At 41.8% G+C, this 697-nt stretch carries 1 protein-coding gene; it reads left to right on the plus strand.

The features are described 5' to 3' along the window. Positions 1-697, plus strand: a 697-nt coding sequence (locus CTN01_RS22560; RefSeq protein WP_170096486.1) for a 3'-5' exonuclease, incomplete at both ends; no start/stop codon positions are given.

Genomic DNA, 697 nt, shown 5'->3' on the forward strand with positions numbered 1-697 from the left:
GCTTTCTAATAGCCGAGAAGTAAAGCTGTTAATGGATGTAATGCGTTTTGCTACCGGGCGTTATAACCAATTACAGCCGTTTGAAAAAGCGACATTAGTGTTTAACTTAATGTCGTTTCCTCACTGTTATGTGCCGAATGCAAATTTACGCCCATTGTGTGATGAGCTCGCTAACACACCTATAGATCAGTGGCTAAACGTGTTAAGTAAAACAGAGAAGGTACAACCCAATTTAAATCTTGATAACTTTACAGCACGAGTAGAATTATTGATGACACTACGCCGTAAAGGTAGTTTTAAAGCGCTGGATGTTTATCGACAGTATCGTCGTGATAGTGAGTTGGATAACTGGATTTGGAAAACCGAAGCGACAGCATCTGAGATTGAAGAAGCCGTTGAAAGGTTAGATAGTGTCGAGACTGTGCTAGCGTCTATGGATCAAGAGTGTGAAAAGGCATTGAATTACTTTGAGTATTATACCCAACGTTCAGATTCATTGCCCCAAACTGAACCCTCAATGTCACAAGTGCAATTAACCACAATCTTTAGGGCGAAAGGCTGTGAGTATAGCCAAGTCTATTTGCCTTATTGGGATAAAGACGCCTTTCCTTATGTTAATCGTTCGTCTGTTGGGATCTCTGCTGATACCGAAGAGGAGCGTCGCTTAGCGTATGTTGCCATCACACGTGCAAAACAC

The sequence above is a fragment of the Photobacterium angustum genome (assembly GCF_003026365.1).
GTDB classification, from domain to species: domain Bacteria; phylum Pseudomonadota; class Gammaproteobacteria; order Enterobacterales; family Vibrionaceae; genus Photobacterium; species Photobacterium angustum.